Raw genomic sequence first — 13035 nt, 5'->3', positions numbered from 1 at the left:
CCTATTCGGCGTTCAGCCGTCGAGCGCCCCGATGAGGCCGGTCAGTCCGCCGACGGCGGCGAGTGCGATCACGCCACCGAGGACGATCATCGTCTCGCCAGCCCCGACTGCTTCCGCGGCCAGCAGGATGGCCAACCCCACGACGACCCCGAGAACGGTCAGCCCGAAGAGGAGCGGCTCGCGTCGCATGATCGATGGACGTTCCGTGCTATCATAAACCAACCGGCTCCGCGGATGGCTCTCGATCAGAGACTCATCGCGCGGATGATCGCTCCTCGTCGGGCGAGCCGGTTGCAAGCATCGCGACGACGAACGCGAAGAGGACGAGCGCCGCCACCACGCCCGCACCCGCGACGACCGGGTTCGTGAGTCCGCCGCCCGCCATCCTGAGCACGCCCATCGACACGCCGACGCCGACCGGGACCGAGAACAACACTGCGTACCCGAGAGCGGATCGCTCCATCACAGCCTCGCCACGCAGTCGTGACAGTACGTGAATTCGGGATCGTTGTCGGCGTCACAGCGACGGCAGACGATCGTCGACGGGGTTGACGATGCGGCTGATTCGGGTAGTGTGGACGGCGCGGGCGATGCGGACAGTAGGGGTGGCGTCGACGGTGAGGACCGATCCGGCGTCGAAGCATCAGCCGACTCCTGGCCGACCTGTTGTGAGACGTTCGGATCGGGTGGGTACACGCCGTCACCCCAGCCTGCCGGGGGCGGGGACTCCTCGTCGGTCTCGACACGGCGCGAGAGATAGACGATGAGCGGGAGCTGCAACAGCGGGAGCACCACGAGCATCACGAGTCCCCAGACCGCATTCATGATCAGGTGATCGAGTACGAGGCCGCGATCGTCAACACGAGCGCCGTGATGAGTCCCGAGAGCACGACGAACGTGATCGAGCGGGGCTCGTATCGGAGGTGCTGGTAGTAGCCCGCGACGAACAGCGCCTTGATCAGCGAGAGCACGATGATCCCCCCGAACGCGATCCAGTACGCGCTTTCGAGCAGCCCCACGAACTCGAACGCGACCTGGGCGGTCGCGAACACGAACAACACGACGTAGATCCCGGCGTAGAGTCTGGTTGATGGCATGCGTGATCACCTCACAGGATGTAGAACAGCGGGAACAGGAACAGCCACACGATGTCGACGAAATGCCAGTACAGCCCGAAGTATTCGAGCGGGCGCTCGTCGTCCAGGTACGCCCCCCGCCACGCCCGCACGAGCATGTAGACCGCGATCAACAGGCCGATGATGACGTGGGCGGCGTGGAGTCCCGTGGTGAGGAAGAACGTCGACGTGCGGACGTTCGAGGAGATCGCGATCCCCTCGTGGAAGAGGTGGTTCCATTCGAGCCCCTTGTTCACGAGGAAGCCGATCCCGAGCAGGATCGTGGTGGTCAGACTCGCCACCACGCCCCACCGATTTCGCTTCTCGGCCGCGACCAGCGCGAGGATCACGGTGAAGCTGCTGGTGAGGAGCAGGTAGGTGTTCATCAGCCCCGGAATGGGATCGCCGGGGACGAGCTCCCATCCGGTCCACCCCGCAGAAATCCGGACGAACACGTACGAGCCGATGAACGCACCGAACAGCACGATATCGGAGGCGAGGAAGATCCAGACGCCGAGCTTGGTGTTCTCGACCGCCTCAAATGGCCAGCTCTCCCCGAACGGTCCCGTCGGGGCGTGGAACCGTTCGCGGCCGAGCGCCACGAGCGACACCGCACCGATCGCGGTCCCGACGAGCGCGAACGTGAGGTACATGCCGCCGGCGAAACCGGGTGCGAGAGTCCCTTCCTGGAAACCCGACAGTCCGAGGAAGACGAAGAAGGCTCCGACGCCGATCGCGAACGGCCAGATGCTCGCGTGGCTCTCGGGCTCTCCCGCGTGCGCTTCGTGTGCGTGATCGTCACGCGTCGTGAGCGTGCCGCCGTCGGTAACCTCACCGCCGTCAGCGACCTCCGGCGAACCACCGAGGAAGTCGAGCGAGCCACTCCGGTAGCTCGGGACGCCGGGGAAGTTCTCGAGCGGTGGCGGCGACGGGATCGCCCACTCGGCGGTGGTCGAGTACGCCCACGGGTTGCCCGTGGCGGCCTCGCCGTCGACGAGGCTCTTCGTGAGATTGTAGAACATCACGAGGAACGAAGCTCCGAGAATGAACCCGCCGACCGTGGCGAGCTGATGCCAGATCGTGAGCGCCTCGGGGTACTCGAACACCCGACGCGGGGTCTCCCACGCCACGAACATCGGGAAGTAGAGCAGGTTGAACCCCACGAAATAGAGGACGAAGTGGACCTTCCCGAGGAACTCGTCGTACATCTTTCCGGTCATCTTCGGGAACCAGTAGTAGAGCCCGCCGATCAGCGCGGTGACGCCGCCGACCATCACGTAGTGGAAGTGCGCGACCACCCAGTACGTCCCCCGGAACTGGTAATCGAGCACGACAGCCCCCAGAAAGACGCCCGTGATCCCGCCAACGATGAACAGGATCAGCGCGCCGAACGTGAACAGGAAGGGGGTGGCAAAGCGCACTTTCCCCTTGATCGTGGTGTAGATCAGCGAGAACACCATCAGGTCGAAGGGGAGGGAGATGCCGATGGTGGTCGCCATAAAGAGCGTCTTGATCTGGAGGTTGATCGAGGTCAGGAACATGTGATGCATCCAGACCACGAAGCTCTGGAGCGCCACCAGTACCATCGCGGCGATGAACCACTTCCGGCCCACGATCCGTCGTCCGGTGAAGGTCTGGAAGGTTTCCGCCATCACGCCGAGCGCGGGGAAGAAAACGATGTAGACCTCTGGATGGCCGAAAAACCAGAACAGATGGGTCCAGAGGATCGACCCACCGGGGCTACTGGCGGCGAAGTACGTCGTGCCGACGAGTCGGTCCGTCGAGAGGATCACGAGCGCCGCGAGCAGCGCCGCGAAGGCGAACAGCATCATCCACACAGTCAGAAGAATGGTCCACGTGAAGAGGGGGAGTCGTCGGAGGGTCAGCCCCTCCGCGCGCATCCGGTGCATCGTGGTCAGGAAGTTCACCGACGAGACGGTGACGCTCACCACGAACAGTAAGAGTGCGAGGATCGCCGTGCTGGCCCCGATGCTCGGCGTGTAGGTCGGGATGTTGAGCGGCGCGTACATCGTCCAACCGCCGGCGAACGTCCCGCCCTGGAAGAACGAAACGCCGAGCAACAGTCCCGAAAAGAGGTACAGCCAGTAGCTGAGGGCGTTCAATCGGGGGAAGGCGAGGTCTTTCGCACCGATCTGAAGTGGGACGACGTAGTTCGCGAAGCCGAACGCGAACGGCGAGAGGAACCAGAACACCATGATGAGGCCGTGCGTCGAGACGGTCTGGTTGTACCCCATCGGGCTGAGGACCCCCGACCCAGGCGAGAAGAGCTGGACCCGCATCAAGAGTGCGAGAACGCCCCCGAACACGAGGAAAAAGAGCGCAGTCACGGTGTAGAGGATGCCGACGTCCTTGTGATTCGTGGTGACGAGCCACCGCTTGACCGATCCGTACGGCGGCAGTCCATGCGATTCAGTCGTCGCATGGTCCCCGTCGTCGGTCGTCGCGGGGAGCTCCTCGCCCGCTCCCGCGTACCCCCCGTCCGGCGTCGGTTCTGATCGATCGGTCATGCTGCTGTGGTTCCGTTGGTCGCTGCCGTCGCGTTGTTCGCCGTCGTCGCGTTCCCTGTGGTGGCGTTGGTTGCTGTCGCGTTATCCGTCGTGGCGTTCGTAGTAGCGTTACCCGTGGTGTTCGCAGGAGTGGTGTTTTCGTACCACTGCTCGTACGCGTCGGGTTCCATCACGCTCACGTTCGCGTTCATCGCGGAGTGGCCCGCGCCGCAGAGCTCGAAACACTGGGCCTGGTACGTCCCGGTCTCGTTCGGCTGGAACCACGTGTCGGTGGTCTGGCCGGGGAGAGCGTCGGTCTTCATCTTGAACGCCGGGATCCCGAAGTTGTGGAAGACATCGCGCGAGGTGACGGTGAGCTGTACCGTCGTGTTTGCGGGCACCCGGAGCGTCTCGGAGGTGTTGCCGTTCGGATAGATGAACTCCCAGCCGAACTGGAACCCCTCGACCTGCACGTTGAGACTGTCGTCGGTCTGGGTCGCCCGGGTTTCGACGTCCACGAGCGCGAAGTACGTCCACGTGATGAGCGAGATCACGATGGCGGCGCTCAACAGGAGCGACAGCGCGAGCTTCCGCCCGCCACCGCCACCCTCGGGCAGTTCACCCAGTTCGGGACGGTCGATACCGTCGTCATCGTCCCGCTCCCCGCGGTCCCGGAACTTGTACGCATTGTAGAGCATGTACCCGATGACGACGACCCCGACGATCGTCCCGAGGATCAGGAACCACACGAAGATCGTCTGAAAGATCTCGTCGCGGCCGCCGTCCGGAACGAGACCGCTCTGGAGCGGCATGACGAGCGCCGTGAGCGGGACCATCGGATACATCGAAACTTCGTCATACATCATCATCGGTGAGAGTACTTATTCATTGGGGGTCGGTATCATGGACCACTCGTCTCGGGGACGGCGAGCCGATCGAGGGGCGAACGAAAGCGATCGGGGGTGGACAAAGACGATCGAGTGTCACTCTCGCCGATCACGAGGTGCGTGCAGCCGGCTGTGAACCGACGGGCCGAAACCCGTTCGACGGGTAGTGCTCCCAATGGATCTCCGCTTTCTCGGGGGCGCTCGCGAGGTCGGTCGGAGCGCCGTCCTCGTCAACGACTCTCTTCTACTCGATTACGGGATGCGATCGGGCACGCCGCCGGGGTTTCCCGTCGGATCGGTCGATCCCGAAGCGGTGGTCGTCTCGCATGGCCACCTCGACCACGCCGGGGTCGTGCCTGGGCTGCTTTCGGGTGATTCCCGCCCCTCGATCCACTGGACGCCACCGACCGGCGAGCTCGCCCGAACCCTCGCGCGAGACACGCTCAAACTCCACGGCGGCTCCTATCGGTGCCCGTTCACCGAGACCGACCTCAAACGCGTCAGTGAAGTCGCCACGACCCACAGCTATCGTGAGTCGTTCACCGCCGCCGGCCACGCGGTGACGTTCTTCGACGCGGGCCACATTCCCGGTAGCGCGCACGTCCTCGTGGATGACGGCGACACCAGCCTGCTCTACACGGGGGATTTCCACACCGGAACGTCACAGAACGACGGCAGTGTTGGAGATCGCACGAACGAGATCGAGGCGTCCGTCGGCGGACAGCGGCTCGTTCCGCCAACCACCGCACGTCCGGATGCGGACGTGGTGCTCTGTGAGAGCACGTACTCGGACGTCGAGCATGAGGACCGTGCCGCGGTCGAGGAGCGGTTCGTCGAGAGCGTCCGGACGACGCTGTGGGAGGGCGGGACGGTGGTGATCCCGGCGTTCGCGATCGGTCGCACTCAGGAGCTGTTACTCGTCTGTTCGGAGTACGACATCCCGTGTTACGTCGACGGGATGGGCCAGGGAGTGACGGAGATGCTCCGCCAGTATCCCGAGTTCGTCCGCGACGCCGACGCGCTCCAGCGAGCCACGAGCCACGCCAGATTCGTCACGGGGCGAGACGGCCAGCGAAAGCGGATCGCCGAGCAGTCGACCGCGATCGTCACCACCAGCGGGATGCTGTCGGGCGGGCCCGCGATGACGTACATCCCCGCGATCTCCGGCCATCCGGTGAACAAGATCGCGCTCACCGGCTACCAGGTCGAGGGGACGCCGGGCCGCGACCTGCTCGACACCGGGAGTGCCGAGATCGACGGCCGCCGGATGCCGGTCAGCGCCCAGGTCGAGCAGTACGACTTCTCCGCACACGCCGATCGTGATGGACTGTTCGACTACCTCGATTCGTACCGCGACAGCCAGGTGCTCGTCAACCACGGCGATCGGTGCGAGGCGTTCGCGGCGGAGCTGCAGGACGAGGGGATCGATGCTGCCGCGCCCGATCTCGGCGACACCATCGAGATATAGACGCTGCACACGCTGCTCGAACGCTTTTCCGTGAGCGTCGCCTCCATGCGGGCATGGACGACCCGAACGCGACGGACGATGGGACCGAGGAGGGGGTTACGGAACTGCTCGCCGACCTCCCCGACCGCCTGCGCGACGAGGCCGACGCCGCGGTGGCCGACGCACGCGACACCGACGATCTCGTCGAGCGACTCGCGAATCTCCAGGGCGAACACGACGCGGCAGGCGAGTCCGACGGGACGGAGATTCTCGTGACTGTCGGGGACGAGGAGACCGGCGACGGCGTGTTCGACCGCGTCCGCTCGACGCTCGGCGACGCGCGTGATCGCGTGGCTGGCGACGATGCCGATCGGGCTATGGGCGTCGACGACGACGGCTTGGCGTCGGCGGGCAGCACGGACGTCGACACCGAGTCGTCGATGCTCCCCGGTATCGAGCGGTCGCGCGAACTCGCCGCGGACGCGCGGTCGACAGCGGGGTCCTCGCTCGATCGTGATGTCCCGCTCCCGTCGGTCGATCGGGATCAGACCCGAGATGTCGTCCGCGCCGCGCGCGATCGTGCGGGCATCGGCACGCTCGAACTCAAGCGAACCGTCCGCGACGCCGATCCGAAGCAGGCCGCGCTCTGGGGCCTGGCCACCGGCGTCACGGTCGCCAACCCAGCCATCGCAGCGAGTTACTCCACGGCGGCCCTCCTCTCGGGTGCGGTGCTCGGCGGGAGCGTGGTTGGCGCGTACGCCACCAGCCACGACGACACCATGTTCGACGACCTGGATCCGACGATGATGGCGAAGCGGGCCAACGCCGGGGCCTCGGCGGGAGCGGGCACGCGAAATATCGACGGCAAGTCGGTCGGCGCGATGGTGGGCGCGTCGGCGTACCTCGCCGAGGAACTCACGCCCGAGGCGTACGCTCAGTGGGTCACCGAGGCCGACGCCGAGTCGGTGCTCCGCGGCGCGGAGATGGGCGCGGGCCGGGCGACCGCCTCGGAGGACTTCGAAGGAGCGCGGTCCGGCGCGGCGCTAGGAGGGGGTCTCGGGCTTCTATACGGACTGGCGGCGGACGACGCAGCCGACGACCACCCGATCCGAGAACTCCTCGACGAGGACCTCTGGGACGAGTACGCCGGCCGCCTCGGCGATGAAGACGGTGACGCGGAAATTGAGGGACGACTCGTCGACGGAGACACCACCACCGAGGGCGGTATCGAGACGGACGACGACTCCGCCGCCGAGGTCGGCGACGACGAGTAAGAGTCGATTCGATCACCTGCCGGTTCGAATCACCGTCCCTGGCAACGACTGTTCAGTTCGCCGCGACGTCGAAGTCGTAGGTGACGCCCGTCAGTTCCGCCGAGACCTCCCAAAGCCGTGCTGCCGTCGTCTCGTCGTACGATCGCTCGCTGGAGCGCTGTTCTTCGGGCGAGCCGCGCATGTTTCGGACCCCGCCGGGGCCGATATACTCGCTGCCGCTCAGACCAGGTTCGGTAGCACCGTAGAGCATGGGCAGCGCGCCCGTCGCGGCGTCCTGAGCGACGATGGCGTTCGCGGCCTTCATCCCCCACAGCCGGAGGGTCTCGCCGGCCTGTTCGGGCCCCCGGCGCTGGAGGTCCGTCGCCGCGTAGCCCGGGTGACACGCCACGCTGGTTACGTCGTCGACGCCGACGTTCCGGAGCCGTCGGTGGAGCTCGTAGGCGAAGAGGACGTTCGCGAGCTTGCTCTGGCCGTAGGCGTCCCACTCGTCGTAGGAATCCTCGTGCTGGAGATCACGGAAGTCGATTGCGCCGCTCTCGTGGAGGCCGCTGCTCTGGGTCACGACGCGGGTCTCGCCGTCGGTCTCGTGGAGGTGTTCGAGGAGGGTGCCGGTGAGCGCGAAGTGCCCCAGATGATTGACGCCGAACTGGGTCTCGAACCCGTCGACGGTCTCGCTCCGCGGAATCGCCATCACGCCGGCGTTGTTGCAGAGCACGTGGAGCTCGTCGTGGGTGTCGGTGAAGTCGGCGGCGAAGCGGCCAACCGACGCGAGATCCGCGAGATCCAGCTCGATGACCGTGAGCGAGGTTTCGGGCGCGTCCTCCCGAATCCGCTCGCCCGCCTCGACACCGCGCTCGACGCTGCGGCACGCGAGGACGACGTTCGCGCCGTGGATCGCGAACTCCCGCGCCGCCTCGTAGCCGAGCCCGCTGTTCGCGCCGGTGACGATCACCGTCTTTCCGTCGAGGTCCCCCATTCGTTCCGCGGTCCAGCCGCCGTTGAATGCCATGCAGGTCGTGGGTAGAGGATACGGAAAGCAGTTAGCGTTGCGGCGGCCCCGCCCGATCCAGTATCGTCCACGAACGCGTCCCTGCGCCGAGGTGTTTTGTTCATGGTCGGTGATGTTCCAGTATGGACGACGAGCCCACCGACCTCGACGAAACCGAACGGACCGCGCTCCACGACCTCCAGCTCGGCATCGAACATCTCCATCGGGGGTACGGCCATCTCGTCGCGTTCCACCACGAGGTCGGTCGCGGGATGGACAGGCTGGACGACGCACGCGAGAAACTCCGCAGGTCCGGCCACGACGCGTGGGCGGACGTCCTCCGCGACGATCTCCTTCCAGCAGGTGCGATCGACGGGCGGTGGACCTACGAAGTCGTCGAGTCGTTCGCTGACGAGTTCCTCACGCCCGCGGCCGAGTTCGAGTCGGAGGTGCGCGAGGCGCTGGCCGACGGCCGACGGCACGTCACCGAGCGCCGACAACAGCGCGACTGGCGCGAGCGCAGCGAGGGCGACCGGCAAGCTGATCGATAGATCGAGAACGACGAGCGCGCAAACGCCACTTAGTTCTGGGCGGCCTCGACGTCCGCGGCGTGGTCTTCGAGCGCGGCCGCGACCTCGCGGGCTTGGTCGGGTGAGAGCTGCACCTCGTCGGCGTGAGCAGGAAGGTGGTCGAGGTCTGTGTTGTCGATTTCGAGCTGGAGCTGGACGTGCTCGGGGTTTTTGCGGGCAGCGGTGACGTTGAGCACCGCGAGTGCGTCCTCCTCGAAATCGTGACCCTCCGCGTGGCCGTCGAGCAGATCGAGCGTGGTGTAGGCGTTGACCTTCAGAATGCGATCGCTCATACCCCGGTTTCGACAGCCGGATACTTAACGAGACTGTGGGCGAGCGGGGACGGGAACAGGAATCACAGCAGGTTCGTCCCCGCGTTCGGCTACGCCGATCGGATCACCCCCTGAGCGTGATCTCGGAGAGCACGCCGAAGCCGGTCAGAACGAGATCGGGTTCGCTCGCCGGCCCTTCCTCGGCTGCGTGGATCGCGTGCCTGTCTCGGAACTCGCACAGCGGCGTCGACAGTCGTACGTCGACGTTCCACTCGTCGGGAACGGTGACGTCCACCTCGGCGAAGAGTACCCGTATGTCGATTACCGCCGGAAATCCGGGCGTCTCCGCTCCTCGGAGGTCGAGTTCGAATTCGGAGAGCACCGCCGTTACACGCCCACCTCTGAACTCCGCAGTGGCGATCCGCCGCTCGTCGCTGCTGAAGACCGCGTAGTGGTTCAATTCCATAGCACGGTCAACGAGCGACAGTATCGTAACTGTATCGTCGACACGGATCGCGACGAAAAACGAACGCGTCGAAGCGGGCGTCTCAGTCGTCAGCCGGGATCGGGGTGCCGTCGGCGCGGGCGGGCGTCGGTCGGTCGTCCATGTCGTCCTCCTCGGCGTAGGGGTACCACGTCATCTTCGTGTTGTGCATGAACGGGTCCTCGTAGTCGGTCTCCTCGGGGTCGGCGAGCGCTTCGAGTTCGTCCTCGTCGCGCGCGGCGATGAACTCACGAAAGCTCTCGGAGTCGTCGGATTCGTCCTCGTAGGCCGCGAGGACGTTCGCGATGTAGCCAGGCACCTCGTCGGCCGCGACCCGCATCGCGATCCAGTCCGCGAAGTGGGGGTCCTCGCCGAGTCCGCCACCGAGCCCGATGTCGAACGCCTCGACGGGCTCGCCGTCCTTTCTGGTCTTCATTCCCCGAAGACTGATGTCGGCGATCTGTGGCTGGGCGCACGAGGCGGTACAGCCCGAAAGGTGGACGTGGAAGTCCTCGATCCCGTCGGGGAGCGCGACGTTCTCTTTGAGCCAGCGGGCGTACCGGACCTGGCGGTTCTTGGTCTCGACGATCGAGAGCGAGCAGAACTCCGTCCCGGTGCAGGCGATCGAGCCGCGCATGAACGGGTGTGGGTCGGGCGAGTAGTCTTCCAAGAGGGGTTCGTCGAGGAACGCGTCGAGATCGTCCTCGGGAACGTCGGTCACGATGACGTTCTGGCGCTGCGTGAGTCGAACCTCACCGGAGCCGTACTCGTCGGCGAGGTCGGCGAGTTCGAGGGTGTCCTCGGCTCCCATCCGCCCCACGAGGACATCGAGGCCGACGTAGTAGTTGCCGTCGGGCTGTTCGTGGACGCCGATGTGGTCGCCGTGTTCGTCCTGGCGACCCGCGTTGTAGGTGTAGTCCTCGCGGAGGTCCTCGCCGGCCGTGGGGAGCTCGTAGTCGATGTACTCCTCTTGGAGGGTTTCGCGGATCTTCTCGGTACCCCACTCGTCGACGAGGAACTTGATCCGGGCGTTGAATCGGTCGTCGCGGTCGCCGTGATCGCGGAAGAGGGCAGACATGCCCGCGGAGACCTTCGAGGCATCCTCGGGGGTGCAGAACACGTCGATGTCGCGCGCGAAGCGCGGTTCTTTCCGCGAGAGGCCGCCGCCGACGCGGACGTTGAACCCCATCGTTTCCTCGCCGTCGATCTCCTTCTCGGCGGGTTCAAAGGCTAGATCGTTGATGTCGCCCTGGCCGCAGCCCTCGTCACAGCCCGTGACCGAGACCTTCCACTTCCGGGGCATGTTCTCGTAGGCGTCGTTGCCCTTGAACTCCTCGTGGAGCTCTTCGGCTACTGGCCACGCATCGACGTGCTCGTGTTTGTCCTTGCCCGCGACCGGACAGCCGACGATATTTCTCCAGGAATCGCCGCAGGCCTGGATGGTCGACATGCCGTTTTCTTCGAGTTTCTCGAAGATTTCGGGGACGTCCTCGATCCGGATCCAGTGGAGTTGGATCGACTGGCGGGTGGTCCAGTCGCAGTACGCGCCGCCGAACTCGGGGTTGTCGACCGGACCGCGGGCGTACTCGTCGGCGATCTCGCCGACTACTTCGAGCTGGCCCGGTTCGAGCACGCCGTTGGGCGTCCCGATCCGCATCATGAAGTAGCTCTCCTGGCCGTTGCGCTGGTGGTACAACCCCCACCATTTGAACCGCTCGAACCACGCGTCGTGTTCGTCCTCGGGGATCGCCTCCCACCCCTTCTCGGCGAACTCGAAGAGATGCTCGCGGACCTCCTCGCCGTAGACCTCGTCTTTCCAGCCCTCGACTTTACTCGGCATATCACCGCAAAGCGTCCGACGCCTAAACCCTCGCCCGTGGCGTCAATCCTCCCCGCGTCTCGCCGGAGGGAGAGAATGTTGCCGGTATTCCGGGTCGTTGGAGAGGGTCACTCGGAGCGAGCGAGGCGAGTGCGCCGGCGAGGGACGTGGACGCTCTCGGGAACCACGGAATAGAACTCGCCGTCGATCACCCGACCGACCGTGAGCCAGTCGGTGACGTCGCTCGCCCCGCAGGCGATGCACTGGCCGGCGATGCGGGCCTCGATCGTTGGGGGATCGACGCCGACCTCGACGAACCCTTCGGCGAGGAAATCCGCCATCTCGCAGGGACAGACGTCGTGTCGCGCGAGCCACCAGAGGTCGCCGACGCTGACCTCGCGGGTGTCGTTGACGCTGATCCACGCCCCGGCGTCGAGCTGGTGGACGTCGATTGGCACAGCCGTTCTCGACGCCGCGCTCCCCTGAACCCATCGACCCACGATCGCCCTCGAACGTCCACAGGTTCGATGACGCACGGCAACACCGAAATCACCCGAGGGCGTCGGCATTGTCCGTGATTCGACTGTCGGATATCACGACAACTGTTGCCGGTAAGCGAGAGCCTGGGTAGGGTTTACAGGTGGGCGCGGCCTTATCCGGGCCACTGGCGTACCGCGGAGTGATGAGAGAGAACGACGGCGAACGCCAACACGTGTCGGCGGACGTCGCACCGGAGCTGTACGACGAATCGGGAGCGGATCGATGAGCGACCCGGAGCCGGCCGAAGAGCAGCGGGAACCGAACACGGATCATCTCGACGACGTCGACGACGGCTGTGGCTGCACCGAGATCTGGGAGCATCTCTCCGAAGAGCGCGAGGCGAACGCCGACTGACGGTGCGCGGCTGACACACGGTGGCGGGGTACTTTTCATTCGTCGTCTCCACGAGGCGGTATGACCCCTGACGGCGCGCCCGACGGGACGAGGACCGACCGCGACTCGCCCGTCGGCGAGCCGGTGATCCGGGGTGATCCCACCTTTGCCGGTGAACGCGCGCGCGAGGCCGTCCAGTTCGATCCCGACGATCCCGAGAGCGTGGCGCGCGCCGCCGAGATCGTGCGGTCGTTCGCCGACGATTCCGTGGGCGACGCCGACAGTGTCTACATGCTCCGCGGGGCGGCGGCGTGTGCGGCTTTGGTCCGCGGCGAGGGCTCGTACAAGGCCGCGGCCGAGCGCGTCGACGGCGACGCCACGGTGTCGTTCATCCGGAAGTGGGCACGGGTTCACGATCTCCCGCGATCGATCCGTCAGTACGTCGCCACCGGCGAGATCGCCCCGACCGCGGCGAAACACATCGCCCGGGTCGCGGGCGAGGCGCGCTTCCTGCTCGCGTGGGCGACCCTCGACGCCGATCTCACCGTGCGGGACGTCCGATCGATCGCGAGCGACATCAACTCGGACGTCCCGCCGGAGCGCGCGCTCGCCACTCACGGTGTCCCGCCCGGGGAGGTGACGCTCGACCTTCCATCGGAGACGTACCGCGAGCTCAGACGCCAGGCCGCCCTCCGGGGGGTCGATCCGTCGGCCCTCGTCGCCGAGGCGCTCGATGTGTGGGAACCGACCGAGGACTCGCCGCCGGAACGGTACTGATTTAGGCACGACGGCCCCAGCGC

Annotated in this window: 16 protein-coding genes; 5 read left to right on the top strand and 11 right to left on the bottom strand. The window is 65.9% G+C overall.

The features are described 5' to 3' along the window. Positions 1-12: 12 nt before the first annotated feature. From C450_RS22475 to coxB, 6 genes are all read right to left on the bottom strand, one after another. On the bottom strand, positions 13-189 hold the full coding sequence (locus C450_RS22475; protein WP_169317827.1) for a hypothetical protein: 177 nt from the start codon (positions 187-189) through the stop codon (positions 13-15). A gap of 64 nt (positions 190-253) precedes the next feature. Further along, on the bottom strand, positions 254-463 hold the full coding sequence (locus C450_RS15390) for a hypothetical protein (RefSeq protein WP_005044968.1): 210 nt from the start codon (positions 461-463) through the stop codon (positions 254-256). Continuing rightward, positions 463-825, bottom strand: coding sequence for a DUF7577 domain-containing protein (locus C450_RS15385; protein WP_005044967.1), 363 nt, complete (start codon positions 823-825; stop codon positions 463-465). The genes C450_RS15390 and C450_RS15385 overlap by 1 nt, the downstream gene beginning before the upstream one ends. A gap of 2 nt (positions 826-827) precedes the next feature. Continuing rightward, positions 828-1097 carry a cytochrome C oxidase subunit IV family protein gene (locus tag C450_RS15380; protein ID WP_005044966.1) on the bottom strand — a complete coding sequence of 90 codons (270 nt, stop codon included), beginning with the start codon at positions 1095-1097 and terminating at the stop codon, positions 828-830. An 11-nt stretch (positions 1098-1108) separates the two neighbouring features. Beyond that, positions 1109-3643 carry a cbb3-type cytochrome c oxidase subunit I gene (locus C450_RS15375; protein ID WP_005044965.1) on the bottom strand — a complete coding sequence of 845 codons (2535 nt, stop codon included), beginning with the start codon at positions 3641-3643 and terminating at the stop codon, positions 1109-1111. Then, a complete protein-coding gene (gene coxB / locus C450_RS15370) occupies positions 3640-4467 on the bottom strand; it encodes a cytochrome c oxidase subunit II (protein WP_049910313.1) in 828 nt (275 codons plus the stop codon). Before coxB ends, C450_RS15375 begins: the two co-directional genes overlap by 4 nt. Positions 4468-4684: 217 nt before the next feature. On the opposite strand from coxB, the gene C450_RS15365 reads away from it, so the two are divergent. Both C450_RS15365 and C450_RS15360 read left to right on the top strand, forming a co-directional pair. Beyond that, the gene (locus C450_RS15365; RefSeq protein WP_005044963.1) at positions 4685-5977 is read left to right on the top strand and encodes an MBL fold metallo-hydrolase; all 1293 of its coding nucleotides are present in this window, start codon (positions 4685-4687) and stop codon (positions 5975-5977) included. Between the two features lie 53 nt (positions 5978-6030). Continuing rightward, positions 6031-7230 carry a hypothetical protein gene (locus C450_RS15360; protein ID WP_005044962.1) on the top strand — a complete coding sequence of 400 codons (1200 nt, stop codon included), beginning with the start codon at positions 6031-6033 and terminating at the stop codon, positions 7228-7230. Positions 7231-7282: 52 nt separating this feature from the next. Here the strand turns inward: C450_RS15360 and C450_RS15355 are convergent, their stop codons facing one another. Continuing rightward, complete coding sequence (locus C450_RS15355; protein ID WP_005044959.1) at positions 7283-8239, bottom strand: oxidoreductase; 957 nt, start codon at positions 8237-8239, stop codon at positions 7283-7285. Between the two features lie 122 nt (positions 8240-8361). Between C450_RS15355 and C450_RS15350 the strand changes: the two genes are divergently transcribed. After that, on the top strand, positions 8362-8769 hold the full coding sequence (locus tag C450_RS15350; protein WP_005044958.1) for a hypothetical protein: 408 nt from the start codon (positions 8362-8364) through the stop codon (positions 8767-8769). 29 nt (positions 8770-8798) lie between these two features. Here the strand turns inward: C450_RS15350 and C450_RS15345 are convergent, their stop codons facing one another. The 4 genes from C450_RS15345 to C450_RS15330 form a co-directional block, all read right to left on the bottom strand. After that, complete coding sequence (locus C450_RS15345) at positions 8799-9080, bottom strand: DUF6360 family protein (RefSeq protein ID WP_005044957.1); 282 nt, start codon at positions 9078-9080, stop codon at positions 8799-8801. Between the two features lie 103 nt (positions 9081-9183). Then, positions 9184-9525: a LiaF domain-containing protein gene (locus C450_RS15340; RefSeq protein ID WP_005044955.1), complete on the bottom strand. Its 342-nt coding sequence runs from the start codon at positions 9523-9525 to the stop codon at positions 9184-9186. Positions 9526-9607: 82 nt separating this feature from the next. Continuing rightward, entirely contained in the window at positions 9608-11383 is a 1776-nt protein-coding gene (locus C450_RS15335; protein ID WP_005044954.1) for a nitrite/sulfite reductase, read from the bottom strand. A gap of 107 nt (positions 11384-11490) precedes the next feature. Continuing rightward, positions 11491-11820: a hypothetical protein gene (locus tag C450_RS15330; protein WP_005044952.1), complete on the bottom strand. Its 330-nt coding sequence runs from the start codon at positions 11818-11820 to the stop codon at positions 11491-11493. Positions 11821-12124: 304 nt separating this feature from the next. Between C450_RS15330 and C450_RS23260 the strand changes: the two genes are divergently transcribed. Both C450_RS23260 and C450_RS15325 read left to right on the top strand, forming a co-directional pair. Next, positions 12125-12256 carry a hypothetical protein gene (locus tag C450_RS23260; protein WP_005044950.1) on the top strand — a complete coding sequence of 44 codons (132 nt, stop codon included), beginning with the start codon at positions 12125-12127 and terminating at the stop codon, positions 12254-12256. A gap of 60 nt (positions 12257-12316) precedes the next feature. Continuing rightward, positions 12317-13012: a DUF7119 family protein gene (locus tag C450_RS15325; RefSeq protein ID WP_005044948.1), complete on the top strand. Its 696-nt coding sequence runs from the start codon at positions 12317-12319 to the stop codon at positions 13010-13012. The last annotated feature ends 23 nt before the right edge of the window (positions 13013-13035 follow it).

This window comes from Halococcus salifodinae DSM 8989 (assembly GCF_000336935.1).
GTDB lineage: Archaea > Halobacteriota > Halobacteria > Halobacteriales > Halococcaceae > Halococcus > Halococcus salifodinae.
This window is presented reverse-complemented; position numbering and strand designations above follow the sequence as displayed.

What these genes read in the sequence shown, in the direction of transcription:
- C450_RS15375 (WP_005044965.1), bottom strand. Translation starts at nt 3,643, where the DNA reads ATGACCGATCGATCAGAACCGACGCCGGACGGGGGGTACGCGGGAGCG.
- C450_RS15340 (WP_005044955.1), bottom strand. Translation starts at nt 9,525, where the DNA reads ATGGAATTGAACCACTACGCGGTCTTCAGCAGCGACGAGCGGCGGATC.
- C450_RS15380 (WP_005044966.1), bottom strand. Translation starts at nt 1,097, where the DNA reads ATGCCATCAACCAGACTCTACGCCGGGATCTACGTCGTGTTGTTCGTG.
- C450_RS15350 (WP_005044958.1), top strand. Translation starts at nt 8,362, where the DNA reads ATGGACGACGAGCCCACCGACCTCGACGAAACCGAACGGACCGCGCTC.
- C450_RS15345 (WP_005044957.1), bottom strand. Translation starts at nt 9,080, where the DNA reads ATGAGCGATCGCATTCTGAAGGTCAACGCCTACACCACGCTCGATCTG.
- C450_RS15385 (WP_005044967.1), bottom strand. Translation starts at nt 825, where the DNA reads ATGAATGCGGTCTGGGGACTCGTGATGCTCGTGGTGCTCCCGCTGTTG.
- C450_RS23260 (WP_005044950.1), top strand. Translation starts at nt 12,125, where the DNA reads ATGAGCGACCCGGAGCCGGCCGAAGAGCAGCGGGAACCGAACACGGAT.
- coxB (WP_049910313.1), bottom strand. Translation starts at nt 4,467, where the DNA reads ATGTATCCGATGGTCCCGCTCACGGCGCTCGTCATGCCGCTCCAGAGC.
- C450_RS15360 (WP_005044962.1), top strand. Translation starts at nt 6,031, where the DNA reads ATGGACGACCCGAACGCGACGGACGATGGGACCGAGGAGGGGGTTACG.
- C450_RS22475 (WP_169317827.1), bottom strand. Translation starts at nt 189, where the DNA reads ATGCGACGCGAGCCGCTCCTCTTCGGGCTGACCGTTCTCGGGGTCGTC.
- C450_RS15355 (WP_005044959.1), bottom strand. Translation starts at nt 8,239, where the DNA reads ATGGCATTCAACGGCGGCTGGACCGCGGAACGAATGGGGGACCTCGAC.
- C450_RS15365 (WP_005044963.1), top strand. Translation starts at nt 4,685, where the DNA reads ATGGATCTCCGCTTTCTCGGGGGCGCTCGCGAGGTCGGTCGGAGCGCC.
- C450_RS15390 (WP_005044968.1), bottom strand. Translation starts at nt 463, where the DNA reads ATGGAGCGATCCGCTCTCGGGTACGCAGTGTTGTTCTCGGTCCCGGTC.
- C450_RS15325 (WP_005044948.1), top strand. Translation starts at nt 12,317, where the DNA reads ATGACCCCTGACGGCGCGCCCGACGGGACGAGGACCGACCGCGACTCG.
- C450_RS15335 (WP_005044954.1), bottom strand. Translation starts at nt 11,383, where the DNA reads ATGCCGAGTAAAGTCGAGGGCTGGAAAGACGAGGTCTACGGCGAGGAG.